Consider the following 21,520-nt stretch of genomic DNA (forward strand, 5'->3'; position numbering starts at 1 on the left):
GGAGTCGTGCTCTCGGCGTCCCAACGCGGCCTCCTCAGCGCACCCGCAGGGCCTTCAGCACGCGCAGCCCGCCGTTGAGCACGCGCGCGTACTGCTCGTCGTCCAGCCCGAAGGCCGGACCCATCGGCACGATCCGCTGTTGCGCGATCGTCTGCGCCTCGGTGTACCGCAGGATGCCCTCGGCGCCGTGCCGCCGGCCGAGGCCCGAGTCGCCCATGCCGCCCATCGGCGCGCCCGCGCTGCCGTACGCCGCCGCGTACGCCTCGTTGACGTTGACCGTCCCGGCGCGCAGCCGCGCGGCGACCGCCCGGCCGCGCCGGCCGTCCGTCGTCCACACGCTGGCGTTCAGGCCGTAGGACGAGGAGTTGGCGAGCCGTACGGCCTCGTCCTCGTCGTCGAAGCGGTAGACGGAGACAACAGGGCCGAAGGTCTCCTCCGCGCAGACCGCCATGGGCGGCTCGACGCCGTCCAGGACGGTCGGCTCGTAGAACAGCGGCCCGACGTCCGGCCGCGCCCGGCCGCCCGTGACGACCGTGGCGCCCTTGGCGACGGCCTCGTCCACGTGCCGGGTGACGGTCCGCAGCTGCTGCTCCGACACGAGCGAGCCCATGTCGGCGCCGTACCCCAGGGTCGTTCCGAGACGCAGTTCCCTCGTCCGGGCGGTGAAGCGGCGCAGGAACGCGTCGGCTATGGAGGAGTGCACGTACAGCCGCTCGAAGGCCATGCACAGCTGGCCGGCGGACGAGAAGCAGCCGCGCACCGCGCCCGCCGCCGCCCGGTCGAGGTCGGCGTCGCGCAGCACCAGCATGGCGTTCTTGCCGCCGAGTTCGAGTGAGGCGCCGATCAGCCGGGCCGCGGCACCCTGGGCGACCTCGCGGCCGGTGCGCGTCGAACCGGTGAAGGAGACGTAGTCGGCGTGTGCGACGACCGCGGGGCCGACGACCGGGCCCTCGCCGAGCACGATCTGCCACAGATCCGCCGGAAGGCCTGCTTCCAGGAGGAGTTCGCGGGCCCACAGGGCGGTCAGGGCGGTCTGGGTGTCCGGCTTCATCACGACGGCGTTGCCGGCGACGAAGGCCGGCAGGGCGTCACCGACGGACAGCTCGAAGGGGTAGTTCCAGGGCGCGATGTGCCCGATCACGCCCTTGGGGAGGCGGTGTTCGGTCGCCTTGGTGAGGACCGGCAGGACGCCCGTGCGCGCTCTCGGACGGAGGTACGACGCGGCGGCCCGGCCGTAGTGGCGGGCCACGACGACGACCGCCTGCACCTCCTCGTGGGCGTGCAGCCGGGCCTTTCCGGTCTCCAGCTGGATCAGGTCCAGGACCTCCGACTGGCGGGCCAGCACGAGGTCGTGGAAGCGCAGCAGGACGGCGGCCCGCCGCCGGACGGGCTCGGCGGCCCAGGCCAACTGCGCCCGGCGCGCCCGCTCGAACGCCGTCGCGACGTCCTCGGGGGTGGATTGCGGGAGGTCCGCCAGCTTCTCCCCGGTGAACGGGGCGCGGTTGGCGGCGCGACCGCCGGAGCTCACCACCGCGCCGGTCAGGCGGGCGACGAGCCCCGGGGTGACGACGTCGGCGGCCGTCCGGGGCCCCGCCGGGGCGACGGGGTTACGGGGCCTGCCATCGGTAACTGTTCCAGTGTCCTGCGTGTCCGTCATGCGGGTGAGCGTATGTCGGGCGGGAACGGCTTGGGTACCCGCTGGTAACTCCGAATCGTCACGGGACCCGTCGCCGGATCCGTCACCCGATGTCACCCGGTCCGTCACTGCGTCTGGATCTTGAGGTACTTGAGGAGGTCGTCGAAGAGCTTGTCGCCGTCCTTGCGGCCCTGGCCCGCGGCGGGCATCCGGACATTGAGCTGCCAGGCGGTCTTCTCGTCCTTGTCGACGATGATCCGGGTGCGCCACACCCGCTTGGGAGCCTTCTCGTCGTCCCCGGACTTGCGGTAGACGGCGACGACCTCCGCCGACTCCATGCCCTGGTGGGGGGACGCCTTGGACGTGGTCGCCCGCACGTCGTTGACGTTCGACCAGTCGCCCCTGGCGCTCTTCTGCTGTTCGACGAGTCTTTCGGCCTCGGTCCCGGCCGAGGCGACGTCCTTCGGCACCCCGTCCGACGTGTTCTTGCCCCGCCTCTCGTCCGTGTCACGGGTGAGGTTGATGTGGAAGACGCCACTGGGGTCGCTGAAGGAGACCCAGCCTCCGTCGGCGTTCACCTCCTTGACGTAGTCCTCGGGCACCGCGATCGACGCCTTGACGATCTCCGGCTCGTCCCGGACCTTCCAGTGCAGCGGAGTGGCCGGCCCCACCGCGAACGGGTTGACGACGAACAGCGCCGTGGCGGCGGCCACGGCCACCACGCCGCCCCCGAGTCCCCACTGCGCCGCGCGGTTGCCGTGCAGGACCGGCGGCACCCACTTGCCGCCGGTGGACCGGCCGGCCGAGGCGGTGAACGCCGACGGCTGCGGGGTCCGCGGCCCGGCGACGGACTCCAGTGCCTGCCGGATCTCGGCGGCCGCCGGGCGCGCCGCGGGGTCCTTGCGCAGCAGCTGCATGGTGATCGCGGAGAGCGCCCCCGCTCCGCGCGCCGGGACCTGCGGCTCCGCCGTCAGGATCGCCTGCATCGTCGCCTGGGTGTTGGAGCGGCGGAAGGGGGACATGCCCTCGACGGCCGCGTAGAGCACGACGCCCAGCGACCACAGGTCCGACTCCGGACCGGGTTGCTGCCCCAGCACGCGCTCCGGCGCGACGAATTCCGGGGACCCGATGAAGGCGCCCGTCTCCGTCAGGCCCTGTTCGCCCTCGATCCGGGCGATGCCGAAGTCGGTCAGCACGACGCGGTCGCCGCGTCCGAGGAGGATGTTGTCCGGCTTCACGTCGCGGTGCAGCACCCCCGCCTCGTGGGCGGCGGTCAGGGCGCCCAGCACGGCCAGCCCGACGCGGGCCGCCTCGCGCGGCTCCATCGTGCCCTCGGCGAGCAGATCGCCGAGCGACTGTCCGCGCACCAGCTCCATGACGATCCACGGCCTGCCGTCCTCGATCACCACGTCGTGGACGGTGACGACGGAGGGGTGGTCGATCCGGGCCGCGGCGCGCGCCTCGCGCTGCATGCGCAGATGGACGTTCTGCCGCATGGCGTCGGGCACGCCGTCCGGGACGCGCGGCTCCTTGACGGCGACGTCGCGGTCGACGACCTCGTCACGGGCCTTCCACACGGTGCCCATGCCGCCGTGGCCGAGCCGGGACACCAGCCGGTAGCGGCCGCCTATGCTCCGGCCGGCTCCGGGGTCGGCGGGTGGGGTGTGCTGCTGGGCGGTGGGGACATAGGGCTTGCCGCCGGGGTCGCCGTCCGGCTTCGGCGGCTGGAGTTCGTAGCTGGTGGGCTCGGTGGCCCGTCCCCCGTGGTTCGTCATGATCACATCCATACCAAGGGCGACGCGCGGGCCGCATCCCGGCGGCGGGTGCTCAGGGGGACGAGACGGGCCTGGTCCGGACGAACGTGGACAGCGCGGTGTCGAAGTACCGGCGGCCCTCCGACGCCCTGCCCACCGGGGACGACACCCACAGGTCGTACATCTTGTCCCCCTCGTCCCAGGCGACGTCGTACGTGTGCCGCGGGCCCGCCGGGGCCTTGCTCGCGCCCTCGTCGAAGCCGTCCCAGCTGAACTCCCACGTGGCGGCCCGGTGACCCTTGTGGAGCGCGCGTTCGACCCTGCCGTCGCGGTAGCCGGGGTAGCGGTCGGGGGCGAGCGCCGCGGAGCTGCGCATCACGCCGATCGGGCCGCCCTCCTGCACGTCCTGGATGAGGACGCCGATGCGGAATTCCTTGCCGGCCGAGTAGTAGAAGACGCGCGGGGGTTCGAAGGAGCGGGTGAAGCCGTCGGGAACGGCGAGCGCGAAGCCCGCCGGGTCCTGCACGGAGTGGTAGCCGGCGGGGGCGGTCACGGTCGCGCTGGCCGGCGGTGGTGGGTCGGACGGCTCGCCGGAGGGCCCGGCGGTCACGGACCGGCCGCCGCCCCGGGCGTCCGCCGGGGCGCCGGGCCCCGCGCCCCGGTCGATCAGCAGCGCGGCGAGCCCGGCCCCCATGCCGGCCAGCGCCACCAGCGTGACGGCCGCCAGCAGGGCCGTACGGGCCCGCAGGCCGGCCGGCGCGGGGTTTCCCGGCGCGGGGGCGCCGGGGCCGGGCAGCGCGCCGTCCGTGAGCGTCGGGGTGCGGTCGGGCATGGCCGGGACGTGCCCGGTCTCGAGGTAGGCCAGCAGCAGCCCCTCGGCCTCGTCCGCGCCCATCCGGAGGGCCGGGTCGCGCTCCAGCATCCCCTGGACGACCGGCAGCAGCGGACCGGCCGCCTCGGGCGGCCGGATCTCGTCGTAGACGACGGCGTGCAGGATGCCGCCCAAGGAGTCGCGGTGGAAGGGCGATTCGCCGTTCAGGGCGGTGCACAGCAGCACCCCCAGCGACCACACGTCGGATTCCGGCCCCGCGCGGCCGCCCGACATCCGCTCCGGCGCGGTGTACTCGGGCGAGCCGACGAACGCCCCGGCCTCCGTGATCGTCGTCGCGCCCGACAGCTGGGCGATCCCGAAGTCGGTGAGCACCACCCGGCCGGTCGCGGCCTCGATCAGGACGTTCGGGGGCTTGATGTCGCGGTGGAGCACCCCGCGCGCGTGCGCGGCGCGCAGCGCGCCCAGCATCGCCACGCCGATCCGGGCGGCCTCGCGCGGGGCGACCGGGCCCTCGGCCGAGAGCAGGCCGGACAGCGACCGGCCCTCGACCAGCTCCATGACGATCCAGGGCCGCCCGTCCTGCTCGACGATGTCGTGCATGACGATCACATTGGGGTGTTTGATCAGCGCCACCGCGCGGGCCTCGCGCAGCATCCGGTCGTACTGACGCTGGGCGGCCTCCGCCGACTGCTGATCGTCGACGTGCAGTTCCTTGACCGCCACCTCGCGGGCCAACAGCTCGTCGGTGGCGCGCCAGACGGTGCCCATCCCGCCGCGCCCGATCTTCCGGACGAGCCGATACCGCCCGGCGATGAGACCACCGTGTGCAGCGAAGGTGCCCATGAGCACATCTTGCCCCACGGCGTCCGGCCGACCCGGGCGCGTACCGGCCGCTTCACCCTGGGCGCGCAAGAGCACCGGAATATTTCATGTACAGTTGTTCCCGCAACGCCGACCAGGTGGCCGAAAACCACCGGGTGGCCGAGCGCTCGTAGCTTAACGGATAGAGCACTTGACTACGGATCAAGAGGTTGCAGGTTCGAATCCTGCCGAGCGCACCGCCTCAGAGGGGGCCGGATCACGATCCGGCCCCCTCTGTCGTCGTACCCGTCGTACCGGTCGTACCGTTCGCCGTGTCCCGCGTCACACGGCCGGTCGGGATCAGCCCTTGATCTCCCACGACACCGCGCCGCGCAGCCGCCGGCCGAGCTCTGGGTCGAGGACGGCGTCGGTGGTGTCGGTGGCGCCCGCGGTCAGCGTGTGGGGGCGGCCGTCCGCGAGGACGCCGAGCTCGCGGGGCACGACCGAGGTGCGGCCCCGGACCGCGCGGGCCTCGCGCCCGTCGACGTACCAGCGGACCTCGGTGGTGGCCGCCGGGAGCTGTACGGCGACGCGCCGCCCCCGGCCGGCCGTGGCGCCGGTGGAGCCGGGCGCCTTGGTGAGCGCGCTCGCGTGGCGGTAGAAGCCGGCGATCATCGCCTCGCGGCCGGGGAGGTTGAACTCGCGGCCGAGCGATCTCATGATCGAGTCCTCGGTGGGCCGGTAGAGGCCCTTGGGGTAGTAGCCGCCGCCCTCGTACGCGGCGACGGTGCCGCCGTCCGGTGAGGGCCGGCCCAGCCAGCGGTACCACTTGCGGCGCTGGTCGGCCATGCGGCCGGCGTCGAGCGTGCTGCTGTTGACGTCGGCGGGCTCGGGCCCGCTGTAGGTGCCGTATTCGTCGTACTGGTACTCGTCGGCGAGCTTCCCCAGGGAGTGGCCCGTCTCGTGGACGGCGACCTGGTCGGACTTGTCGTGGTCGGAGGAGGCCGTGGCGATGCCGTCGTAGCCGACCTGGGAGACGACGTCGTTGTAGCCCGCGCCGCCGTACTTGGCGGAGTGCGAGAGCACCACGACGAGGTCGGCGGCGGGGGCCTTGGCGGCGTACGACTCGACCCTGGCGGTGTCGACGCACAGCAGCCGTTCGATGCCGTCGCAGAAGAAGCCGGAGCGGAGCGCGGTGTCCTTCACGACGCCCCGGTCCGGGTCGCCCGAGACGCCGGACTCGTGCGAGACGGCGTCGACGGCCCAGACGTTGAAGAGCCCGCGGTAGGAGGCGTAGGGCTCGACGGCCGACATCCGCGCCCACTTGGTGCGGACGGCCGCGTGGAAGGCGTCCTGCTCGGAGGCGGTGTAGCCGTCGCCGATGAAGACGACGTCGAGTTTGGTGCCCACCGGGCCGTTGGTGACGACGGGCGTCACCTCGCCGTCGCCCCGGGTCCAGGGGCGCAGGGGGCGGGGCGGGGTGCGGGGCGCGGGGACGGTGGTGTGGTGGGGGTGGCCGCCGGGGCCGGTGAAGTACTCCACCCGCTGCACAGGGCCGGTGGCGGGGTCAGCGGCGGGAGCGGAGGCGGCTGGAATGGAGGCAGCTGGAGCGGAGGCAGCTGGAGTGGAGGCGGCGAGCACAGCCAGCGCGGCCGCGCCCGCCGCCAGGGATATGCGCGGGAATGTGCGTCTGAGCATGGGGGGTCCTCCCGAACCGGAGCCCGCCGCTTAAGTGGCGGGTCAAGTCGCTTTAAGCCGCCGCTCAACGTAGGGGTTCGAGAGGTGCATGACAATGGAGGGGACGGAGGGAAACCCCTGAAGTCGCCCCTTGAAGCCGCCCCTGAAGTGCCCCTGAAGTCGCCTGTTACGCCTCGTCGTTCACCAGGCGCAGCAGCCGGTCCAGCACCGTGCGGCCGCCCGCGCGCAGGCCGTCGTGCTCGTACTCGTCCGTGACCCACGTCCGCAGGCCCGCGACGGCGTCCGCCGTGCGCAGCGAGTGGGCGGTGTCGACGTACAGGTCGTCGTGGTAGACGGCGGCCGCGACCGGGACGGTGTTGCGGGCCAGCCGCGCCGCGTCGTAGAGCGGCGTCCAGCCCTCGCGTGCGGCGAGGAGTTCGGCGGTCGGGGCGAGCGGGCGCAGGGCGGGCTGGGTGCGCAGCATCCAGGGGTGGACGGTCTCGCCGGTGAAGAGGAAGCGGCCACCGGGCTCGAAGTGGCGTTCGAACTGCGGGAATTCCCCGCGTATCCGCTCGGCGGACCAGTGCGTCGCCCGGCCGTCCTGGGCATAAATGGCCTCATGGAGGATGGTGTAAAGAGGGCTGGCGGCGCGCGAGAGCACCGCCGCGGCCTGCTCGCCGAACGCGTCGGACAGCCGCGGCCCGCCGGCCGTGGGCACGAACGCGTCCTCCAGGAGGTAGTGCAGCCGGTGCGAGCCGTCACCGGTGCCCAGCAGGATGCCCAGTTGCTGGAAGGCCTCGACGGTGAGCAGCGAGCCGTCCGGCAGGGTCTCCTCCCGCTCGGCGAGGTGCTCGGCGATGCGCCGGGCGGCGGCCTCGTCGCGGGGGTAACGGTCGTAGTGCGCGAGGCATTTGCGCTCCATGCGCGGGTAGGCCGCGCGGTAGACGTCGTCCGCGCCGGCGTCCAGGGACGGCAGGCCGCCGGTGATCAGAACGCGGTCCAGGCCCTCCGGCGCGAGCGAGAGGTAGGTGAGCGCGCAGAAGCCGCCGAAGCTCTGCCCCAGGACCGTCCAGGGGCGGCCGCCGGTCAGGCGCGGGCGGATGTGCTCGCAGTCGCGGACGATGGAGTCGGCGCGGAAGAGCGACAGGTAGTCCGCCTGGCGCTCGGGGGTGCCGCGCAGCGGGAGCGTCTGCCGGGTGGCGGGGGTGGACCGGCCGGTCCCGCGCTGGTCGAGGAGGAGGACGCGGTGGTCCTCCAGCGCCCGGTCGAGCCAGTTCTCCCGGCCCACGGGCCGGCCGGCGGGGAAGCCGGGCCCGCCCTGGAGGAAGACCAGCCAGGGGAGTTCCTCGTGGGCGCGGGCCGCGGCGACGACCTCGCGGGCGTAGAGCCGGATGCTCTCGCCGCCCGGGTCGGCGTGGTCCAGCGGGACCTCGAAGAACCGGTCGGTCAGGACGAGTCCGGGCTGGCGGACGGTGATGGATTCGTCCCTCACCCGAGTGACCCCGGGCAACTTCGGCACGGATGACACGGTTACATCCTCACGTAAGCAGATTTACCGCACGGCTTGAATCACGGCGCAATGTACCGAGGGGCGGAAGTGGCCGAGAACAGCACCCACGGCATACGGGCGGACGAGCCCTCCGACATCGGCCGCCGCGTCCTGCGGCTGCGCACCGAGAAGGGGATGACCCAGAAACAGCTGGCCGAGCCGGCCTACACGGCCGCGTACGTCTCCACCCTGGAGGCCGGGCGGGTACGGCCCTCCGAGGCCGCGCTGCGGCATCTGGCGGGGCGCCTCGGCGTCACCCCGGAGGAGCTCTCCACCGGGCGTCCCCCGCACCTGGCCACCGAGCTGCGGATGCGGCTGACCGACGCCCGGCGCACCCTGGCCACCGGCGACGCCGAGGACGCCGCCGCGCTGTTCCGCGCGCTGCGCGCGGAGGCCTCGGCCATGGAGCTGGTGGGCGAGCAGTTCACCGCCCTGCTCGGGCTGGGCGACTGCGCCCTGGAGACCGGCGGCCTCACCGAGGCGCGCGACTTCTTCGCCGAGGCCGAGGCACTGCTCGCCCGCGAGCCGCTGCCGCGCCGCGTCCCTGCCCTGCGCGGCCGGGCCACCGCCCACCTCCTGGCGGGCGAACTGCGCTACGCCTGCTATCTGCTGGAGACCGCGGTCGACGAGCTGAACGCCTCCGGCATGCACGACCCGGACGCCCTGCTGCTGCTCTACACCGCGTCCATCGCGCCCTACATGGACATGGGCGCCCACGCGCGCGCCGCGCACGCCGCCGAGCTCGCGCTCGCCCTGGCGCCTCAGGTGGACAACCCCGCGCTCGTCGCCGGCATGCACCGGGGCGTCGCCCGCACGCTGATCGCCGAGGGCCGGATCGCCGACGCCGACGCCTCCCTCGCCAAGGCCCAGGAGCTCTACCAGCAGCTGCACATCCGCACCGAGCTCGCCCACTGCCACTGGATGCGCGGCTACGTCCACGCCCAGGACGGCAATCTCCGCAAGGCCGAGACGGAGCTGCGCACCGCCCGCGACATGCTGGCCTCCAAGCGCGCCGCCCTGTTCACCGTGCAGGTGGAGGTGGAGCTGGCGGACGTGCTGCGGCGCCGCGGGAAGGCCGCCGAGGCCGAGGAGCTGCTGCGCCCGCTGCTCTCCCCCACCGCGCTGGGCGCCGAGTGGGGCGCCGTCCACGCGGGCGGCGCGCACCGCCTGCTGGGCCTCATCGCCGAGGAACGCGCCGACACTGAAGCGGCCGAGGAGCACTACTGCGCCGCACTGTCCCTCCTGGAGCGCACGGGGGCCGCCGGCGACCTCGCCGACCTGTGCCGGCTGCTGGGCGACCTGCTGCGCCGTACGGGGCGCACGGAGGCGGCCCTGGACGCGTACCGCACGGGCCTGGGCCACCGTGCGGCGCCCGGCACCACGACGCTCGGCCCGGCGCCGACGTCACCGCCGTCCTGGCCGCGGCCCTAGCGCCTGCCCTGACGGCGGACGGCGCGATGGGACCGCCGACCGGCCCTCCCCTCACGGGGGCCGGTCAGCGGTCGGTCCTGTGGGGCGCGAGGAGGCGGTCCCAGCCGCGCCGCAGGCTGCGGTGCTCCTCCTCGCACAGTTCGGCCCGCTCCTTGGTGAGCCGCTTGCCGTCGACGAGCCGCTCGCGCTCCTTCGCCCGCTCCCCGCGGGGCGTGGAGCCGTAGAGGTAGCAGCGGTAGTTGGCGCTGCGGACGGCGTCGGGGGCGTGCTCGTCGGACGGGTCGGTGTCCGCCGGGTCGCTCTCGCGCGCGTACTGGTCGTAGTTGTCGGCGGCGGCCAGCAGCGCCGCGCGGCCCCGTTCGCCCTGTCGCAGCAGGCGGTACGCGGCGAACTGGTCGGCGACGTCCTCCTCGCGGCCGGTGAACGGCAGGTCGAGCCGGTCGATGAGCGCGTGGGCCGCCTCGTGGTAGAGCGTCTCGGTGACCACTCCGGCCGTGCGCTCCGCCGGATCGGTGTCGCTCTCCTCCCGGAACATCGAACGGACCTCCCGGACGAAGCCGTAGCAGAGCGCTATCCGACCGCTCTCAGGGTCGTACTCGGGCGTCTCGTCCTTCCCGCAGGAGCGGCCCGCGATCTCCACGGGGCGCGGCAGCCGTACGAAGCCGTTCACGTCGGCGGCGACCTTCTCCGCCAGCCCGCGCGTGCGCAGGAAGTCCCGCTCGGCACCGTCGCCGTCGTGGGGCGCCTGGTAGGAGACGGACAGGCCGCCGCGTGTGGGGGGCGCGGCGGCCTGCGACTGGGTGCCGCATCCGGTCGCGAGGGTGGCGGCGCAGACGCCGACGGCCGTGAGCGCGCGGGCACGCCGCGCTCGGGCCGGGGTCCGGGGGCCGGCCCCCGCATGGTGCAGCATGGACAGCACTCTGCCGGTCGGTTCACCCGAAGGGAATCCGCCGTGAGTCCCGGCCGACCCCCTCCGGTCGGCGGGGGTGGCCCGCCCCGGTGGTGGAGTTTTCAGCTCCGTTTTTCTCCGCCGGTGCGGCAGGCTGGAGGGGCCGGGGGCCGGACCCGGACCCGCGGTGCGGGGAAGAGGTACCCGGCGGTACAGGGAAGAGGTAACGGTCGGTGATCCGTGTTGCGGTGGTGGACGACGAGCAGCTCGTCCGGTCCGGACTGCGGATGATCCTGGGCACGGCCCCGGACATCGAGGTGGTCGCGGACTGCGGCGGCGGCGAGGCGGTGGACACCGTCCGGCGGTGCGCACCCGACGTCGTGCTCCTCGACATCCGGATGCCCGACGTCGACGGCCTCACCGTCCTGGCGGGCCTGCGCGCCCTGCCCCGGCCGCCCGCCGCGGCCATGCTCACCACCTTCGACGCCGACGAATACCTCGCGGCGGCGCTGCGCGGCGGCGCGTCCGGCTTCCTGCTCAAGGACACCGACCCGGAGCAGCTGGTCCGGGCCGTGCGCACCCTGGCGGCCGGTGGCAGCGTCCTCGACCCGGGGGTCACCCGGGCCGTGATCGGCGGCTATCTGGCGGCCGAGGCCGAGACCACGGCCTCCCGGGCGGTCGGCACCCTGACCCCGCGCGAGCGCGAGGTGCTGGCGCTGGTGGGCGCCGGCCTGGCCAACCCGCAGATCGCCGAGCGGATGGGGCTCGCGTCCAGCACCGTCAAGGACCACGTGCGGGCCGTGCTCGGCAAGCTGGGCGGCATCAACCGCGTGCAGGCGGCGATCGTGGCCGACCGGGCCGGCCTGGTGGCCTCGGGGCGCGACGCGCGGCAGGAGAGGGACGCCCGGCAGGGAGGGGGCGCGCGATGAGCCTCTGGCGCGCCTCGCTGCCCTCGTGGCTGCCCTCCTGGGCGCCGGTCGCGCTGCCCGCCCTGGCCGCCACCGGGGACGCCCTGCTGGTCAACGGCCTCGAACCGGGGAAGGAGCTGGGTGTCTCCCTGCTGGCGGCGGTGGCGCTGCTGTGGCGGCGGAGGTTCCCGGTCACCGTCTTCGCGGCCACCTTGCCCGGGATGTACCTCGCCTACATCTGGCTCGCGCCGATGATCGCCCTGTACACGGTGGCGGCCCGGCGGCCCCACCGGTGGCTGCTGGCGGGTGCGGGGCTGGTGATGGCGGCGGCCCAGTTCGTGCCGTACCCCGTCTCCGACCTGGACGTCGAGGACCGCCGGCAGATGGCGGTGAACCTCGTGGACGCGTTCGTCGTGGCGGCCACCCCCATCGCCCTGGGCCTGCTCACCCGCACCCGCCGCGAGCTCGCCGCCCGCCTGGACGAGCTCACCCGCAGCCGGGCCCGCGAGGACCGGCTGCTGGCCGACCGCGTCGTGGCCACCGAACGCGCCCGCCTGGCCCGTGAGATGCACGACGTCGTCGCCCACCAGGTCAGCCTGATCAGCCTGCAGGCCGGGGCCGTGCAGATCAGCTCCGAGGACGCCCAGGCGCGCGAGGGGGCCCGCACCATCCGGGAGCTGTCGGTGCGCACCCTCGACGAGCTCCGTCACATGGTGGGCATCCTGCGGGCGGCGGGCGCCGACACCGAGGAGCTCACCCCGCAGCCGCGTCTGGCGGACCTGCCCCGGCTGATCTCGCTGAGCGCGCTGGACGTGGCGTTCGAGGAGGCCGGCGATCCGGACGCCGGGCGCTCGGAGGCCGTCGAGCGGGCCGCCTTCCGCACGGTGCAGGAGGCGCTGACCAATGTGCGCAAGCACGCCCCGGGGTCGAAGGTGACGGTCCGGGTGGCCGGGGAGGTCGACGGCGCGCTGACGGTGGAGGTCCGCAACGGCCCGGCGGACTCGGCCGTCCCGGCGCCGGAGCTGCCGGGCGGCGGCCACGGCCTGGTGGGCCTGCGCGAGCGGGCGCAGAGCCTGGGCGGCACGCTGGAGGCGCACGGTACCCCGGAGGGCGGTTTCGTCGTACGGGCGTGCTTCCCGCGCGAGCAGGGCCCGCCGGGACGGGACTCCGCCGAGGACCACACGATCAGGTGATCAGCGGGTCGGGGCAGGCGCCCCGGTGTTCGGGGGCTCAGGCCGAGAGCGGGCCCGCGGTCTCCGCGGTGGCGCTGTCGAGGTCCGGGTAGACCTCGAAGAGCCGGCGCACCCCCAGCGCCGCGAGCACCCTGTTGACGTGCGACCCCTCGACCGCGCCCTGGGCGGGCAGGATGAGCCGCAGCCGGCCCTGGCAGGAGCGCATCAGGCGGCGGGCGGCGATCAGCACCCCCACCCCGCTGGAGTCGCAGAACCGCACTTCCCCGAGGTCGAGCACCAGACTCCGCCGGCCGTCCGCCACGGCGTCGTGCACGTGCTGCCGGACGGAGGGCGAGGTCACCAGATCCAACTCGCCGCAGACCTGGAGCACGGCCCAGTCCCCCCGCTCGTGCTCCATCACCTTCAGTGTCACGCGCTCGAGCCCCTTCACTCGGTCTGTCGTTCCTATGGAATGGACCCTTCCGCGGTATGGCTGCCTGGCGCTTCCCCCGTGGGGCGCCGCGTGAAACACCGCGATCTCCCACGCGGTACGAGCCGGCCCCTGGTGAGCCTATGCCCAGCTCGAACCCCGAATCCCCCTAGATCCGGTCACACCCGCATAACACATCGGCACATTCGGGCGCGTACGGTCGACATCGATCGCCCAGCTGTCGTGCGGCTCCTCTGCACGCCACTCAAAGTGACGGTGGCAATACCATGCGCGGCAAGGACCCGCGACCCCGTCGCCGGGTTTCGCCCCAACGCTCGTGCGTTGTCGGACCCGGCCGATACATTCGGCGGCAGGGGCGTACAGCAGTACGGGCGGGTGCGGACGGGAAGCGCGTACGAGAGAGCAGCGCGTACGAGAGTGGGGGCGGCCATGACGAACGACGCGCGGCGGTGGGACCGCAAGATGCGGCAGCGGCTCACGCACGGCGAGGCCGCGGCCCTCGGCGAGCTCTACGACCGCTTCGCCTCCCTCGTGCACGGCCTCGCCCACCGCGTCCTGGAGGACGAGGAGGGCGCCGACCGCGTCACCCGCGACGTCTTCACCCATGTGTGGGAGCACCCCGAGGAGTACGACCCCGGCCAGGGCTCCCTCCGCTCCTGGCTCGCCGGGCTCGCCCACCGGCACGCCGTCAGCCGACTGCGGCGCGCCCACGACGACGGCGCCCGGCCGCCCGCCGAGATCGAGGAGAAGGTGCGCGCCGCGTCCGCCGCGGCCCGCGCCGACTACATCGTCACCTCCATGCCCGCGCCGCTGCGCGCCGCCCTGGACCTCGCCTACTTCCGGCGCCTGGACTACCACCAGACCGCCACCCGGCTCGGCGTCACCGACGACGAGGCGCGGCGCAGACTCCGGCTCGGATTACAGCTGCTGGCCACGGCCCACGACGGGCCCCGCGCCGTCGCCCCGCCCGGTGGACCGGCGGCGGTCCGATGAGCACGGCCCCCGACCCCGACGACGCCGGAGCCCCCGAGGGTTCCGGCGGCCCCGCCGCGGGCGCGTCGTGGCGCCCCGGCGCGCGCCGGGCGCGGCAGGGCGGCGTACGACCGCCCCATCACGTGCTGAAGTCCCTGCTCGGCGCGTGGGCGCTGGCCGCCTGCTCCGCCGAGGAGACCGCCGCCGTCGAGGAACACCTCACCGACTGCGCCCCCTGCGCGGACGAGGCCGTCCGGCTGCGCGACGCCGTCGGCCTGCTGCACCCCGAGGACGGCCTCGACCTCGACCCCACACTGCGCTCCCGGGTGCTCGCCGGCGCCCTGGGCCGGCGTCCGGCCCGCGTGCCCGTCCCCGTCTGGGCCGCGCCCTACGACGCGGAGACCGCCCGGCTGGACGCCCTGCTGCACGACTTCGGCGAGACGGAGTGGCGGGCGCCGGTCCGGCTCACCTGGTTCGACGGCCTGCGCCCCACGGCGCGCGAGGCCACGGTCACGGAGGTCATCGGCCATCTCACGGCGGTCGACGGCATCATGGCCGGGCCGCTGGGCGTCGCCGACCCGCTCGGCCCCGGCACCCCCGCCGAACGGACCCTGGCCCGCTGGGCGGCTGACGCGGACGGCCGCCCGTCGTCCGGGGAGGTCCACGCCTCCTGGCGCGACCAGGGGCGGGCGCTGATACGGGCCGCGTCGCTCGACGGCGACCGGGCGGCCGACGAGGCCGTGGAGTACGGCCCCTTCGAGCTGCCGCTGCGCGACGCGTTCCTTGAGCGGGCGTTCGAGTGCTGGGTGCACGCCGAGGACATCGCGGAGGCGGTCGACTATCCGTACCAGCCGCCCACCTCGTCACACCTGCACCGCATGATCGACCTCGCGGCCAGGATGCTGCCCACCGCCATCGCCGGGCGCCGCCGCGCGGGGCTCGCCCCGCCGCCCCGCACGCTCGTCGCGGCCGGCAGGCCGGGGCGCGCCCTGCACCTGGAGGTCGAGGGCCGCGGCGGGGGCCACTGGTACATCCCGCTCGACTCCCCGGGAGCCGTGGGCACGCCCGACGGCGAGGTGGCCCATGTGGCCCTGGACGGCGTCGAGTTCTGCCGGCTGGCCGCCGGGCGCGTGGCGCCCGACGAGGCCGCCGCCGGATCGCTCGGCGACGCGCAGGCCGTGCACGACGTCCTGTACGCCACGGCGTCGCTGTCCCGGCTCTGAGCGCGACGCCCCGCGACGCCCCCCGACGCCCCGGCGCGGGCGATCAGGCGTGGACGACCGGGCGTTACGCGAAGACGACCGTGCGGGTGCCGTTGAGCAGGACGCGGTGCTCGCTGTGCCACTTCACGGCGCGCGCCAGGGCCTGGCACTCGACGTCGCGGCCGACGGCCACCAGCTGCTCCGGCGTCACCTCGTGCCCGACGCGCTCGACCTCCTGCTCGATGATCGGGCCCTCGTCGAGGTCGGCGGTGACGTAGTGCGCGGTCGCACCGATCAGCTTCACACCACGCGCGTGCGCCTGGTGGTACGGCTTCGCACCCTTGAAGCTCGGCAGGAAGGAGTGGTGGATGTTGATGATCCGGCCGGACAGCGCCTTGCACAGGTCGTCGGAAAGGACCTGCATGTAGCGCGCCAGCACCACCAGCTCGACGTTCTCCGCCTGGACCAGCTCCAGGAGCTTCGCCTCGGCCTCCGGCTTGTTCTCCTTCGTCACCGGGAGGTGGTGGAAGGGGACGCCGTACGAGCCGACGAGCTCCTCGAAGTCGGTGTGGTTGGAGACGACCGCGGCGATCTCCACCGGCAGCGCCCCGATCCGGGAGCGGAAGAGGAGGTCGTTGAGGCAGTGCCCGAACTTGGACACCATCAGGACGATCCGCATCTTCTCGTCGGCCCGGTGGATCTGCCAGTCCATGCCGAACGAGTCGCCGATCGCCGCGAAGCTGGCGCGCAGCTTCTCCAGCGTCACCGGCTCCTCCGCGCTGAAGTGCACGCGCATGAAGAACAGACCGGTGTCACGGTCACCGAACTGCCGGCTGTCCTCGATATTGCAACCGGTCATGAAGAGATAGCTGGACACCGCGTGCACGATGCCCTGCTTGTCCGGGCAGGAGAGGGTGAGGACGTACTGGGCATGCTGTTCGGTGGCCATAGCCCAATAGCGTCGCACACCCGCGGACCCGGCGATGACCGCCCGGTCGTTCCCGGAGGCGGGTCGGAAACGGGTCAGGGACAGCTCGGAGACGGGTCAGGGACGGCTCAGAGACGGGTCAGGCGTTCCAGGACGTCCAGCGGGCGCGGCGGAACGTCCGGGTCGTCCCCGTCGCCCGCCGCCATCCGTACGTGCGCCTCGCGCGCCGCCCGGAGCGCCTCCGGCCAGCCGTGGTGCTCCAGGTACGCCGAGACCGGCGCGTCCGCGCCCACCTGGTGCATGATCCGCAGCACCCGCAGCACGGCGACGTCGACCAGCGCGGCCTCGCCCGAGTCCCGGAAGACCGTGCCGACGTATTTCTCGGCCGACCAGTTGTCCAGCCAGGTGTCCTCGACGAGCCGGTAGACGGCGTCGGTCACATCTCCGTACCCGTCGTGCCCCGCGAGCCAGCACTCCCGCTGGAAGACCGGGTCCGAGAGCATGTGCAGCGCCGAGCGCACGTTCGCACGCCAGCGCCACCACGGCATGTCATTGAGCGGCATGCCGTCCATGGTGGTCGAGCGGCGGCCGCGACGGGAAGACTTCTCTGAACCCTGCACAACGCTCGATCGTACGTTCCCGGCCGGTGCCGCGACCCCGGAGGGTCAGAGCTGGGACCACTCGTGCGGCGTCAGCCCGTGCGTCCGCGCGATCGGATTCCACAGGTCCGCCGCCTTCTTCTTCGCGGTGGTGGCCTCGCCGCTCGCCCTGTCGCCGGCCGAGCTCTCCTTGGTCGGACGGGCGTGACCCTTCACGCAACCCTTCTTGCGCTCCACCTCGTCGGACCAGTCCGCGTAGTGGCTGTCCGCCGAGGCGGACGCCTTCCACGCCTTCTTCAGCTGGGCGGTCAGGTCGGAGCCCTTGGGCAGCTTGTCGGTGGGCGTCTTGTCCAGCCGCTTGAGCAGCTCGCCACGCTCCTTGGCGGCGGCCTTCAGGGCGGACTCGGACTTGTCGAGGTCCTTGCACACCTTGATCGAGTCCACCGCCTTGACGACGGCGTCCCGGCTCTTGTTGCTGTCCTTCAGCAGCGCGTCCAGCGCCTTGGCCTGCGTGGCGACCGCCGGGTCGGCGGACGGGGCCGGCGCGCTCGGCGACGCGCTCGGTGCCTGGCTCGTGGCCGGGGCGGAGGGGGCGGCGCTCGCCACGGCCGCGTTCTGCGGCTCGTCGGCCTGGCCGCCACCGCCGCCGCTGAGCAGCGCGCCGGCACCGAGTCCGGCGACGGCGCAGCCCGCGACGACGGCCGTGATGAGGAGGGCGGGCGACTTCTTGCGCCCGGGGCGCGGAGCGCCGCTCCGGCCCGCGCGGGGGCCCTGCGGGCCGTGCGGCGGCCCTTGGGGAGCGGCGTACGCGTCCTGGGGGGCGTACGGGCCCGGGGCGGCCTCGGGTGCCGGGGCCGAGGGGCGCGGCGGCTTCGGGAGCCGCAGCCCGCTCCGGGTGGAGGGGCCCGGGGTGTCCGCCGGGACCGGAGGCAGCACCTCTGTGGGCGTGGCCGCCCGGAACAGGGTGTCGAACTCGGAGGGCGGCGGCCGGTCGCCCGGCTGGGCCATCACACCGAAGGGCGACGCGACACCGGGGACGCCACTGCCGGGCGCTCCGCCGGCCGGGGCGCCGCCGACGGGCGGGAGGACGGTGGTGGCGGCCGCGTCGTGGCCGGGGCCACCGGCAGCGGGGGGCGGGGTGTTCAGCGACGGCAGCAGGGTCGTCGCCTCCGCGTCCCCGGCGCGCGGCGTGGGGGACGGGACCTCGTCCTCGTTGACCACGGGCGGGAGGTACTGCGTGGCCGGCGCGTCGTCCTGCGCCTGATGAGCCTGCCCCGGCGGCACGACGAAGGGCCGCGGGGTGACGGCGTCACCGACCGGCGGCAGGAAGGCGGTCGCCTGGGCGTCGGGGGCACCGGAGTGGCCGACGGGCGGCAGGAAGGCGGTCGCCTGGGCGTCGGACGACGAGGGCGCCGTCGCGGACGGGCCGACCGGGGGCAGGAAGGCGGTCGCCTCCGCGTCCGGGGAGGGGGGCGGGGTGGTGCCGAAGGTGGGGGCGGGACCGAAGGGGCTCGCACCGACCGGGGGCAGGAACGCCGTCGCTTCCGCATCCGCGGATGGAGGCGGGGTGGTGCCGAAGGTGGGCGCGGGACCGAAGGAGCTCGCACCGGCCTGGGGCAGGAAGGCGGTCGCCTCCGCGTCCGGGGAGGGGGACGGGGGCGACGGCGGCAACTGCGCGGCGCCGGGGGTGGATTCGGGCCCGGCGTCACGTATGCCCGGTATTCGCCCACCACTCGGCGGGGTCGGCGGGGTCGGCGGCATCGGGGGGAGCGGCGGCACCCCTGCCGGTACGGGACGCAGCGGGGTTCCCGGGATGGGAGAGGCTCCCGCCGGCGGGAGGAGCCGGGTGGCGTCGGAGTCGCCGGGGGCGGTCTCCGGGGGCAGTGGGGCGGCGGGGCCCCAGGGGCCGCCGGGCGCACCGGACCACGGCTCGGCCGGGGTCGCGGGGTGGCGCGGCTCGTTCCCCTGTCCGCTCTGCGTCACCGGGACTCCTCAGGCTGTAACGGGACGTACGCGATCGGCCGCTCACGCTACCGGGTCGCCTCCGGCGCACGTTCCACGTGCCGCCCGCGCACCCGTCCGGCGACACGATCACCGCAGGTCAAACCACCTACGACGGCTGCGTCACAACCCTGTGACAGCCCACGTCGCACCCCGGATCACCTCAGGTCACCCCAGGTCACCCCAGGCCTCGGAAGAGCCGTCCGGTCCTCGCCGACCGGGCGTCCGGGCCTGGGGCGCGTCCCTACGCCGCCTGCGTCTCCATCCGTGCCCCGAACTCCCTCACGACCGGTTCGTCCCGGTACGGCTCCAGCCGCTGCCGGAAGTCGTCGAGGTACTCGGCGCCGCGGTTGGACCGCAGCGTGCCCAGCAGGTCCAGGGCGCGACCGCCGGTGGCGCAGGCCTCCTCCACCTCGCGCTGCTGGACGTGCGCCGTGGCGAGCAGCAGCAGATCGATGGCCCGGCGACGGACCCGGCCCGTCGGGTGGACCGCGAGCGCGTCCTCCGCGTGCCGCCGCGCGGGCTCGGCCTGGCCGAGGTCCCGGTGACAGTGGGCCAGCTCGTCCGAGAGGTAGGCCCGGTCGAAGTGGCGGATCCAGGGCGGGTCGTCGCCGGACTCCCGGCCGGTGTCGGCGGCTTCGAGCCGGGACACGGCCCGGCTCGCGACGACCTGGCAGGAGCGCGCGTCACCGAGCAGCGCGTGCCCGCGCGCCTCGGCGGCGTAGAACATCGCCTCCGCGCGAGGCGTGACATGCCCCCGCGCCCCCTCCTGCGCGGCCTTGGCGAGCTGCGCGATCTCCCTGGGGTTGCCCAGGGACGCGGCGAGATGGCTCATGCTGGCGGCCAGGACGTAGCCGCCGTAGCCGCGGTCGCCGGCGGCCTGGGCGAGCCGCAGGGCCTGGATGTAGTAGCGCTGGGCGAGGCCCGGCTGGCCGGTGTCGACGGCCATGTAGCCCGCCAGTTCGGTGAGCCGCGCCACGGCCGCGAAGAGCTCGCGGCCGACCGCCTCCCGGTACGAGCCGGCCAGCAGGCCGGAGACGACGCTGTTGAGGTAGTGGACCACCACGGGCCGCACGTGCCCGCTGCCGTAGCGGTGGTCCAGCTCCACGAGCGCGTCGGTGGTGGCCCGGACGGCCTCGACGTCGGAGGGCCCCACGCGCGCGCCCGCGCTCCGCGCGACCTGCGGGTCGGCGGCGGTGATGAGCCAGTCGCGGCTGGGCTCGACGAGCGCGGAGGACGCCACCGACGTACCGCTGAGGAAGTCCCGCCGGCCGACGTCGCTGCGCCACAGCTCGCAGACCTGCTCGATCGCGCCGAGGACGGTCGGTGAGAACTGCAGCCCGACGCCGGACGCGAGGTTCTTGCCGTTGGCCATGCCGATCTCGTCGATCGTGACCGTACGGCCCAGCTTGCGGCCCAGGGCCTCGGCGATGACGGCGGGCGCCCGGCCCCGCGGCTGCTGGCCGCGCAGCCAGCGGGCCACGGACGTCTTGTCGTACCGCAGGTCCAGACCGTGCTCCGCGCCGCACATGTTGACCCGGCGCGCCAATCCGGCATTGGAACAGCCGGCTTCCTGAATCAGCGCTTGCAGCCGTTCGTTCGGCTGCCGCGCCACGAGTGGCCGTGCGGCCATGCTCAACCCCCTGAGACTGCTATGCGTTCGCGATGTGCTCCGCGTCGTGCGGAGCGTCCGATCCGGCTGTGAACGCCTTCTCCTGTGATCTTTGCCCCCCTGATATACGGAGAATGCAGGACTTGCCGGTATTGGCATCAATAGCGGCAAAGACCTGGCCGGTAACACGCCGCCCAGGTGGCTACCCCTTCGCGGCGGCGAACTTTCGCCTGCGCCCCCGCACATGCATCCGTGCGCCCCATGTGCTGTCGCCGGCCGTCGCGAGGAGCCCGTGCCCCGGCCGTAACCCCTGGTGACAGGGGAAGTTGAGCTGGGCGTGGAAGAGACCATCGGAGTAGCAGCCCCGCATATCCCCCAACAGCGCGGCGAGCGCGTGCTGGACGCGGCGGCGAGGTACGCGGAGGACCGGCACTGGGACGTTTTCCCCGGCACGTGGCTCGAGGCCGTGGGCGGCCGGGAGCACTGCTCGTGCGGTGAACCCGCCTGCCCGGCGCCCGGCGCGCACCCCGCACGCCCCGACTGGGCCACGCAGGCCACGGGCAGCGCGTCCACCGCGCGCCGGATGTGGACGAAACAGCCCCGCGCCTCGATCCTCCTGCCGACCGGTCGCACCTTCGACGCGCTGGACGTCTCCGAGTCCGCCGGGTTCCTGGCGCTGGCCCGCATGGAGCGCATGGAGATCCAGCTGGGGCCGATCACGTGCACCCCGTTCCGGCGGATGCTCTTCTTCGTGCTGCCCGGCGGTGCCGCGAAGGTCGCCGACCACATCCGCAAGCTCGGCTGGTCGCCCTCCACGCTCGACCTGGTGGCCCGCGGCGAGGGCGACTACGTGGTCGCGCCCCCGACCCGCATCGGCACCCGCGGCCCGGTGCAGTGGGCCCGCCAGCCCACCGCCGCCAACCGCTGGCTCCCCGACGCGGAGGAGCTGGTCAGCGCCCTGGCGTACGCCTGCGGCCGCGAGTCGGCGCTGAGCCGCGGCCGCTGAGCGGCGGGATCCGGCATATCGCCGTTCACATCGCCGTTTCGGACAAAGACCCTCGAGAACTGCTGACAAACGTCATCGGACCGCCCCTCGCTTCCCCCCT

Annotated in this window: 17 protein-coding genes and 1 tRNA gene; 7 read left to right on the top strand and 11 right to left on the bottom strand. The window is 74.1% G+C overall.

Going from position 1 to position 21,520, the window contains the following annotated elements:
* Positions 1-34: 34 nt before the first annotated feature.
* The 3 genes from AC07BS_RS05995 to AC07BS_RS06005 form a co-directional block, all read right to left on the bottom strand.
* Positions 35-1,657, bottom strand: coding sequence for a succinic semialdehyde dehydrogenase (locus tag AC07BS_RS05995; protein WP_478646285.1), 1,623 nt, complete (start codon positions 1,655-1,657; stop codon positions 35-37).
* Between the two features lie 104 nt (positions 1,658-1,761).
* A complete protein-coding gene (locus tag AC07BS_RS06000; protein WP_478646287.1) occupies positions 1,762-3,411 on the bottom strand; it encodes a serine/threonine-protein kinase in 1,650 nt (549 codons plus the stop codon).
* Positions 3,412-3,463: 52 nt separating this feature from the next.
* Positions 3,464-5,065 (bottom strand): serine/threonine-protein kinase, encoded by a 1,602-nt coding sequence (locus AC07BS_RS06005; RefSeq protein WP_478930512.1) that lies wholly within the window; start codon positions 5,063-5,065, stop codon positions 3,464-3,466.
* A 142-nt stretch (positions 5,066-5,207) separates the two neighbouring features.
* Here AC07BS_RS06005 and AC07BS_RS06010 point away from each other — a divergent pair.
* Positions 5,208-5,280, top strand: a tRNA-Arg gene (locus AC07BS_RS06010).
* A gap of 103 nt (positions 5,281-5,383) precedes the next feature.
* Here the strand turns inward: AC07BS_RS06010 and AC07BS_RS06015 are convergent.
* Positions 5,384-6,721 carry a M64 family metallopeptidase gene (locus AC07BS_RS06015; RefSeq protein ID WP_478930514.1) on the bottom strand — a complete coding sequence of 446 codons (1,338 nt, stop codon included), beginning with the start codon at positions 6,719-6,721 and terminating at the stop codon, positions 5,384-5,386.
* A 166-nt stretch (positions 6,722-6,887) separates the two neighbouring features.
* Positions 6,888-8,192, bottom strand: a complete 1,305-nt coding sequence (locus AC07BS_RS06020; protein WP_478930516.1) for an alpha/beta fold hydrolase — start codon at positions 8,190-8,192, stop codon at positions 6,888-6,890.
* A gap of 105 nt (positions 8,193-8,297) precedes the next feature.
* Here AC07BS_RS06020 and AC07BS_RS06025 point away from each other — a divergent pair, with 105 nt between their 5' ends.
* Complete coding sequence (locus AC07BS_RS06025) at positions 8,298-9,680, top strand: helix-turn-helix domain-containing protein (RefSeq protein WP_478646295.1); 1,383 nt, start codon at positions 8,298-8,300, stop codon at positions 9,678-9,680.
* Between the two features lie 64 nt (positions 9,681-9,744).
* Here the strand turns inward: AC07BS_RS06025 and AC07BS_RS06030 are convergent, their stop codons facing one another.
* The gene (locus AC07BS_RS06030; protein ID WP_478646297.1) at positions 9,745-10,590 is read right to left on the bottom strand and encodes a DUF4344 domain-containing metallopeptidase; all 846 of its coding nucleotides are present in this window, start codon (positions 10,588-10,590) and stop codon (positions 9,745-9,747) included.
* Positions 10,591-10,802: 212 nt separating this feature from the next.
* Between AC07BS_RS06030 and AC07BS_RS06035 the strand changes: the two genes are divergently transcribed.
* Together AC07BS_RS06035 and AC07BS_RS06040 are read left to right on the top strand one after the other, a co-directional pair.
* Positions 10,803-11,498 (top strand): response regulator, encoded by a 696-nt coding sequence (locus AC07BS_RS06035; protein ID WP_478646300.1) that lies wholly within the window; start codon positions 10,803-10,805, stop codon positions 11,496-11,498.
* Positions 11,495-12,670 carry a sensor histidine kinase gene (locus tag AC07BS_RS06040; RefSeq protein WP_478930518.1) on the top strand — a complete coding sequence of 392 codons (1,176 nt, stop codon included), beginning with the start codon at positions 11,495-11,497 and terminating at the stop codon, positions 12,668-12,670. Before AC07BS_RS06035 ends, AC07BS_RS06040 begins: the two co-directional genes overlap by 4 nt.
* Before the next feature lie 37 nt (positions 12,671-12,707).
* Here the strand turns inward: AC07BS_RS06040 and AC07BS_RS06045 are convergent, their stop codons facing one another.
* Positions 12,708-13,067 (bottom strand): STAS domain-containing protein, encoded by a 360-nt coding sequence (locus tag AC07BS_RS06045; protein ID WP_478646731.1) that lies wholly within the window; start codon positions 13,065-13,067, stop codon positions 12,708-12,710.
* Positions 13,068-13,529: 462 nt separating this feature from the next.
* On the opposite strand from AC07BS_RS06045, the gene AC07BS_RS06050 reads away from it, so the two are divergent.
* Together AC07BS_RS06050 and AC07BS_RS06055 are read left to right on the top strand one after the other, a co-directional pair.
* On the top strand, positions 13,530-14,093 hold the full coding sequence (locus AC07BS_RS06050; RefSeq protein ID WP_478646304.1) for an RNA polymerase sigma factor: 564 nt from the start codon (positions 13,530-13,532) through the stop codon (positions 14,091-14,093).
* On the top strand, positions 14,090-15,295 hold the full coding sequence (locus tag AC07BS_RS06055; RefSeq protein WP_478646306.1) for a zf-HC2 domain-containing protein: 1,206 nt from the start codon (positions 14,090-14,092) through the stop codon (positions 15,293-15,295). Before AC07BS_RS06050 ends, AC07BS_RS06055 begins: the two co-directional genes overlap by 4 nt.
* A 64-nt stretch (positions 15,296-15,359) precedes the next feature.
* Here the strand turns inward: AC07BS_RS06055 and purU are convergent, their stop codons facing one another.
* The 4 genes from purU to AC07BS_RS06075 all read right to left on the bottom strand — a co-directional run bounded on the left by purU (position 15,360) and on the right by AC07BS_RS06075 (position 20,435).
* Positions 15,360-16,223 (bottom strand): formyltetrahydrofolate deformylase, encoded by an 864-nt coding sequence (gene purU / locus AC07BS_RS06060; protein WP_478930521.1) that lies wholly within the window; start codon positions 16,221-16,223, stop codon positions 15,360-15,362.
* A gap of 107 nt (positions 16,224-16,330) precedes the next feature.
* Complete coding sequence (locus AC07BS_RS06065) at positions 16,331-16,765, bottom strand: SCO4402 family protein (RefSeq protein ID WP_478646309.1); 435 nt, start codon at positions 16,763-16,765, stop codon at positions 16,331-16,333.
* Between the two features lie 102 nt (positions 16,766-16,867).
* Positions 16,868-18,784: a hypothetical protein gene (locus AC07BS_RS06070; RefSeq protein WP_478930523.1), complete on the bottom strand. Its 1,917-nt coding sequence runs from the start codon at positions 18,782-18,784 to the stop codon at positions 16,868-16,870.
* Between the two features lie 262 nt (positions 18,785-19,046).
* A complete protein-coding gene (locus tag AC07BS_RS06075) occupies positions 19,047-20,435 on the bottom strand; it encodes a transcriptional regulator (RefSeq protein WP_478646313.1) in 1,389 nt (462 codons plus the stop codon).
* Between the two features lie 316 nt (positions 20,436-20,751).
* Here AC07BS_RS06075 and AC07BS_RS06080 point away from each other — a divergent pair, with 316 nt between their 5' ends.
* Positions 20,752-21,420 (top strand): bifunctional DNA primase/polymerase, encoded by a 669-nt coding sequence (locus AC07BS_RS06080; RefSeq protein WP_478646316.1) that lies wholly within the window; start codon positions 20,752-20,754, stop codon positions 21,418-21,420.
* Positions 21,421-21,520: the final 100 nt, after the last annotated feature.

This window comes from Streptomyces sp. NPDC044063 (assembly GCF_056434285.1).